Below are 6,514 nucleotides of genomic sequence, written 5' to 3' on the forward strand. Positions count from 1 at the left end.
AGTCCTAATTTGTTTGTCGACTTTTGCTGCCGACTCTTAATATGTTATCACATCAAAACGAATTTGTCAAGAACTTTTTTGTCGAATTTTGAAGACTTATTTAAAGTTTTCTTGAGACGACTTTTATTAGTATATCAAATATTTGTTGATATGTCAACTGTTTTTTTGTTTTTTTATCGCCGTCACCAGCGACAGCAATTAATATATTAATATATTTTCAACCTCAAGTCAACAGTTAATATATCGAATTTATTTAGTTAATCCTATTCCCTTTATTTTTATGTCCGTCTTAATATCTATATTAATTTCAGGGAATACTTCATTCCAGTCAGTTCTTTCATAATAATCAGGATACTTTACCCTCACATACTCACTTAAATTAAGTCCATCTACTTTAAACTCCTTTTGTAGCTTTTCAATTAACTCTAGCATATTTTTTTTCAAGTATTCCTCACTTCTCTTTTCTATATTTTCTATTTCTTTTTCATCTATTTTTTTCTCAGGTGGTTCCAATTCGAATATATTTGCTTCAGATTTAGTAAATATTTTTATATTCACATTATTATCCTCTATATTTACATCTATCTTTCTGCTTTTAGGAAAGAGCTTTAATGATATAACTTCACGTATTTCTTTTTTCGGGTTAGCTGACCCAATATCTATGGAACCTCTCTCTAGGGAACCCCTAAGCTGTAACAACGGTAAAATATAATCTTTATCCAATGTCCCCACTATTCTTCCTTTTTTAAAAAAAGATATTCTGTTTAATAATATTTCATCTTTATTTTTACCTAATTCTATATATGGTAGTACTAAGCTAGAGTATCTTTCATTTAATTTGTTAACTATACCCCTCAATGTATACTCTGAAATATTAACCTTTCTTTCTTCTGTTTCAATAAGGTCTGATATAAACATTGCCGTATTAGGATTTGAACGTATCTTCGTAGTAAAATAGTCTTGAGCTCTACCTTTAGTTATAGCTACAGCTATTTGACTACCTATTTCTGCATTTCTGATAAATAAATCCAAATATTTTCTAATATCCTTTCTAGCTACCTCTTCAGAAAATAATAAAATCATAGTATGACTTATAGCCACTTCTCTATAAGTTTTGTTACGAATGTGTTGTAGGGCCTTGCCTATATTATTTCCTTCACCTGAAAAGCTTATATACGGTTCTTCAGCCTTTTCTATAACTGATGGTCCAAAGGCTGTAACAGTTATCAAATTTGAATTATCTTCTGATATGTCTATTCCAAGACCTGTTACAATAAACACATCTTCAACAAGCATACTATCCCAGCACCCAGTTATAATCACAAGTAAAGTCATAAGCATAAACAACGTAATTTTTCTATACATTGTTTTCACTCCTCTTAGAAAATATTACGCTTAGTACTAATAAAACAGTAGGTATAACGAGTGTAACCACTACACCAACTTTACTAATAATATCAGTTATTTTGGTTATTTCTACTAAATTATCAGGAGATATAGCACCAATAAAAACTATTGGGGCTAAATATAAACATATATTTTTTCTATCACTTAATTTAAATAATTGCTTTATTTCTACTGTTGCAGTATAAAATTGAATTGTTGCTGTAGTAAAAATCGCATATATCCAAAAATATATAAATGCTAAATCTACTCTTTCTAAAAATGGTAATCTTACGTCAAGTACATAGTTTATAGTAGGCATCCACATTTGCATTATCGAGGATTGAGGAAACACAATCAATTGTACTAAAACTATAAGTGTATATATTGTTACTACAAAAACAATCGAACCTACAGCAGATTTAGTCACTTTTTTTCTAGGCTTTACAAAAGGGAAATATACAAGTAGTACTTCAAATCCAAGAAAGGAATAGATAGCAGGCATTACTCCTTTTAGTATATTTAATATTCCTTCATTACCAACAGGTCTTATATTATAAAATGTAGGATTAGATATAACAGGTGGAAATATAAGTATCACTAAAGGTAATAATATGAAAAAGGTTATTTGAGAAAATCTTGCTAATACTTTGATTCCATTTCGACTTAGATATACACATAAAATTATCATAAAAAATATAATAACACCTTTAGGTGTATACCTTAAAAACCAAGTATTAAGTAGGTATGCTAAACTCCTCAATACTATTGCGCTAGAAGATATAGAAAATAAGATATATAAAAAAACTATAATGTATCCTAAAAATTTCCCTGTAATTTTGTGTATGTATTCTATAAAAGTCTCATTTGGAAATCTTTTTGCCAATTGAATTATTATTAATGTCCCAATTAATACAACTAGACCACCTATTATTGTAGATATCCAACCGTCTCTACCAGCTACTTCTGAAACAGCACTAGCAAGACTAAGCATCCCAGTCCCTACTATTGAAGAGGCTATGAAAGCAAATAACTGTCCTGATGACATCACATCATTTTTATCATATCTCATTTATTTATCCTCCCTTTTTGTAAATCCTGTCTATTCTTATCTTCACTATCAGGAGAGGTAGGTCTTTTCCTCATTGCCCATAAAGGTGCTCTTATCACGGTATCCTTTAAGTCCCTAATCTTTAAAGGTGTAAAAGGAGATAAATATGGGTTACCAAAGGATTCTAATGCACATAAATGTATAAGTATCCACAGCCATACAACTGCAATACCAAATATACCTAATGTAGCAGCAAAGAAAATCATAGGATATCTTAAAAATCTAATTGAATAGGAGGTGCTAAATCTAGGAATTACATATGCACCAATTGCTGTAATTGATACAATGATTACCATTGCTGGAGATGCAAGATTAGCAGACACTGCAGCTTGACCAATAACTATAGCCCCAACTACGCCTATTGACTGTCCTAATGTACCTGGTAATCGTAAGTTTGCCTCCCTTAATAAGTCTATAAGAATTTCCATAAGTAGTGCCTCTACAAAAGGAGGGAAAGGCACTTTCACTCTACCTTCTGCTAAGGTTTCTACTAGCTTTATAGGTATTAGTTGAAAATGAAAGCTAAGAAAGGCTACATATAAGGAAGGTAGTGAAGTTGCTACTAAAAAACCTAATACCCTTAGCAATCTCAAGGCACTTGCAAATAATGGTTTTTCATAATAGTCCTCAGGTGTCTGGTAAAAATTAACCATTATCGCAGGTACTAAAGAAACCACAGGTGTACCATCTACTATTATGGCTACTCTACCCTCTAAAAGAGCTGCTGAAGCCTTATCTGTCCTTTCTGTAATTTCAACCTGAGGAAAAGGTGAATATGGATTATCTTCAATAAATTCTTCTATATACCCACTTTCAAATATTCCATCAATCTTAATAGTTTTTAATCTACTTAAAACTTCTTCAACTACCTCTTTTTTTGCTATCTCTTCCATATATACTATAGCTACATCTGTATTTGTTCTCTCACCTATATTCATCATTTTTACTTTAAGGTCTGGATGCTTTATTTTCCTTCTAATAAGTGCTGTATTAAATCTTAATGTTTCAGTAAAACCATCCTTAGGTCCTCTACTTACTGATTCTGATTGTGGTTCTTCTATTTGTCTATTTTCCCATCCCCTCGAATTTAAAAGTAATGCTTTATCTATTCCATCTATTAAAAGTGCCGTTTCTCCTGATAATATCAAGGCCACAATTTCTTCAAGTTTCTTTTTTTCTTTTATCTCTCCAATAGCTAAATCTGTATTCTTTAAAAACTCAATAGATATATTTGTAGAGTTATATTCGTCTAATCTTGTTAAATACATAAGTGGCTTTAAAATTTCAGTATGTATAATTTCCCTATCTATTAAACCATCAACATATATGATTGCTGCATTTATTTCCCTTTCAGAACCTATTTTAAATTCTTTAAAAACAACATCAGAACAATCATGGAATATAGACCTAAATAGTTTTAGGTTGTGTTTTAATCTCCTTTTTATGTTTTCTTCTATATTAACTTTTTTTGCTGTTTTCATCTTATCTTCATTAGAAACATTATGTTTTAAATCAGAAATAATATTCTTAAATCTATTAAACATATTTGATTCCCCTTTATTTCAACTGTCAATATTAAGTGTACTTTCATATAATTTATGTTTTACTATTGTTTAACTAATATACATCTATTTAATTATCTTTTAACTATTTGAATTAACAGTACCATTATTGGAAAAACTTTTAGTAGTATATTTTTTTATTTTTAGAATAAAAATATAAAGACGAAGCTAGTAGGGAGGAAGATATATGACTATATCCCTTAATAGAAAAAAGGACAGTGTTAATGTTGATTCACCCTTCGCCATACCTACCTTTAGTAAAATGATAATAAACCATCTTAATGAGTTTATAGATAATGATTATAACGATTTGGTTTTAGTTTGTATTGGTACCGACCGTTCTACCGGAGATTGTTTAGGCCCTCTAGTTGGATACAAACTTACTAAGTTACTAAAAAATTATTCTAAAGTTCATATATTAGGTACATTAGATGAGCCTGTTCATGCTAAAAATCTAGATGATAAGATAAAAATGATAAATAATAAATATGATAAACCTTTTATTATTGCAATAGATGCATCTCTTGGTAGTCTTGAAAGGATTGGATATGTAACTGTAGCTAATGGGCCATTAAAACCAGGAACTGGGGTTAATAAAGATTTGCCTAATATAGGAGATATTCATATAACGGGTGTGGTTAATTTAGGTGGCTTTATGGAATATGTTATTTTACAAAACACTAGGTTAAGCACTGTGATGAGAATAGCAAATGTCATTGCTAATTCTGTATCATATAGCATATGGAAAATATCTAAAAAAGAAAAGCAACCTGTTTAATGCATATCAGGTTGCTTTTTTTACTCGTAATCAAATATTCTAGTATAAACTCTATTTTCAATAATGTATTCAATCTCCTCTATCGATTTATTTTTTGCATTTATTAAAATCATTCCTCTACCTATATCTGCGCTTGTTCCTTCATTCATATTTGTAAACTGACTATAATCAGGTATGTTATAGCCGTCAGCCATATATATTACTGCTTCTACATTACGACCTGAGTCTATATCAAATACTTCATATCCATCCCTTATAAGCCTCTCTTTTATTTCATTTAAACCCTGTTGAACAGCTATTCTTTTAGGCATAAAAACACCCCCAAGCAAAATCATACTAATATTATTGTTATCACTTAGAGGTTTTTTATACACATATTGTATTAAGCTATTAAACTTATTTTTTTATTGTATATTTTGAAGGTTACAACTTTATTAGTTTCATATATCTCCCCGTCTACATTTAAATATAAATTATCCTTAGTTTTTATGTTTATATTCTTTGCTTTATAAAACCTCACATATTTATTATATTTCTTATGCTCACCTTTGAATACAGAAGGGAAAAGAACAAGTAGTTTGATTTTAGGTATTTCTTTAATTACACACAAAACAAAAAAACCATCGTCAATTTCAGCCATAGGTGATATTTTCATGCCTCCACCATAGTATTTAACCATTAGCTACCGCTAACAGTAATAGGTTAGTATTGATTTTAACATTATTATCTAGTATAATTTCAACCTTCTTATTTTTATATGTAATTAAAGTCTTTAATAATCCTACAGTATAAGCAAATTTATTTTTTATATGTTTTTTTATTTTTTCTGTATTTTTTGCTATTTCTGAATCAAATCCAACACTAGCTACATTTAAAAACACTTTTCCATTTGCCTCGCCTACATCAATTTTTTTCGTTTTTCCAGTTAAAATAACTTGTAATGCCTCTTTAGGGTCTATAGGTATGTTTAGACTTCTTACTAAATCATTACCTGTCCCACCTGGTATTATGCCTAATGTACCTTTACCTGCTTTAATAATACCTTTAGCTACTTCGTTTATCGTTCCATCTCCACCTACGGCTACAATTGTCTTATATCCTTTCTTAATTGCATCATAAGCAATTCTAGTGGCATCATTATGACCTTTAGTGTAAACTATTTTATATGTTATATTTGTATTTTCCATAATTTCTTCTATTAATGGATGAATGTTTTTAGCCCTATCCCCACCAGCAATAGGATTTATAATAAAAAGCATTTTTATTTTCCTTCCTCCTATTTTTATGAAACTCTAGTTGCTATTCTACTGGACATTCCATTTTCCTTTGCTTTATCTATGGCCTGTAATTCTTCTACTGATAAGTTGTATTTAGATTTCCCTTCTATTATAGGTTTAGCGTATGTATTACTTTCATTTCTTCCAAAAATAGTTGATATAACTACACCATTAAGATTTTCATCTAATAAAGCTATTGAAAAACTTAAATCACTACCCATATCATCAAAAGCATTGTATCTAATAATCCCAACCTTTTGTACTGATAGCTTTAATCTACTATCTATATCTTTACAATACTCTTTTATATTAACTAATTCATTTTTTACATTCTTCACATTATGTGAACTACTCGCCATTGAAATGGCAAGCTTCGGAGTCGCAAGTTAAAAACTTGCTACCT

At 29.7% G+C, this 6,514-nt stretch carries 8 protein-coding genes; 1 reads left to right on the forward strand and 7 read right to left on the reverse strand.

Annotated elements, in window-relative coordinates; genetic code table 11:
- Positions 1-249: 249 nt before the first annotated feature.
- From L21TH_RS10870 to L21TH_RS10880, 3 genes are read right to left on the reverse strand one after another with little or no spacing between them, the layout of a single operon-like run.
- Complete coding sequence (locus L21TH_RS10870; protein ID WP_006315872.1) at positions 250-1,365, reverse strand: Ger(x)C family spore germination protein; 1,116 nt, start codon at positions 1,363-1,365, stop codon at positions 250-252.
- Positions 1,358-2,455 (reverse strand): GerAB/ArcD/ProY family transporter, encoded by a 1,098-nt coding sequence (locus L21TH_RS10875; RefSeq protein WP_006315873.1) that lies wholly within the window; start codon positions 2,453-2,455, stop codon positions 1,358-1,360. The genes L21TH_RS10870 and L21TH_RS10875 overlap by 8 nt, the downstream gene beginning before the upstream one ends.
- Positions 2,452-4,038 (reverse strand): spore germination protein, encoded by a 1,587-nt coding sequence (locus L21TH_RS10880; protein ID WP_006315875.1) that lies wholly within the window; start codon positions 4,036-4,038, stop codon positions 2,452-2,454. Before L21TH_RS10880 ends, L21TH_RS10875 begins: the two co-directional genes overlap by 4 nt.
- 205 nt (positions 4,039-4,243) lie before the next feature.
- Between L21TH_RS10880 and yyaC the strand changes: the two genes are divergently transcribed.
- Positions 4,244-4,834 (forward strand): spore protease YyaC, encoded by a 591-nt coding sequence (yyaC, locus tag L21TH_RS10885; RefSeq protein ID WP_006315877.1) that lies wholly within the window; start codon positions 4,244-4,246, stop codon positions 4,832-4,834.
- 20 nt (positions 4,835-4,854) lie between these two features.
- Here the strand turns inward: yyaC and L21TH_RS10890 are convergent, their stop codons facing one another.
- The 4 genes from L21TH_RS10890 to L21TH_RS10900 all read right to left on the reverse strand — a co-directional run bounded on the left by L21TH_RS10890 (position 4,855) and on the right by L21TH_RS10900 (position 6,470).
- Positions 4,855-5,145, reverse strand: coding sequence for a YkuS family protein (locus L21TH_RS10890; RefSeq protein WP_006315879.1), 291 nt, complete (start codon positions 5,143-5,145; stop codon positions 4,855-4,857).
- Between the two features lie 71 nt (positions 5,146-5,216).
- The gene (locus L21TH_RS13855) at positions 5,217-5,513 is read right to left on the reverse strand and encodes a diacylglycerol/lipid kinase family protein (RefSeq protein ID WP_006315881.1); all 297 of its coding nucleotides are present in this window, start codon (positions 5,511-5,513) and stop codon (positions 5,217-5,219) included.
- The gene (locus L21TH_RS10895) at positions 5,506-6,093 is read right to left on the reverse strand and encodes a diacylglycerol/lipid kinase family protein (RefSeq protein ID WP_006315883.1); all 588 of its coding nucleotides are present in this window, start codon (positions 6,091-6,093) and stop codon (positions 5,506-5,508) included. Before L21TH_RS10895 ends, L21TH_RS13855 begins: the two co-directional genes overlap by 8 nt.
- Positions 6,094-6,116: 23 nt before the next feature.
- On the reverse strand, positions 6,117-6,470 hold the full coding sequence (locus L21TH_RS10900; RefSeq protein WP_081627968.1) for a DUF4446 family protein: 354 nt from the start codon (positions 6,468-6,470) through the stop codon (positions 6,117-6,119).
- Positions 6,471-6,514: the final 44 nt, after the last annotated feature.

It is taken from the genome of Caldisalinibacter kiritimatiensis, assembly GCF_000387765.1.
In the GTDB taxonomy this organism is placed as follows: Bacteria; Bacillota; Clostridia; order Tissierellales; family Caldisalinibacteraceae; genus Caldisalinibacter; species Caldisalinibacter kiritimatiensis.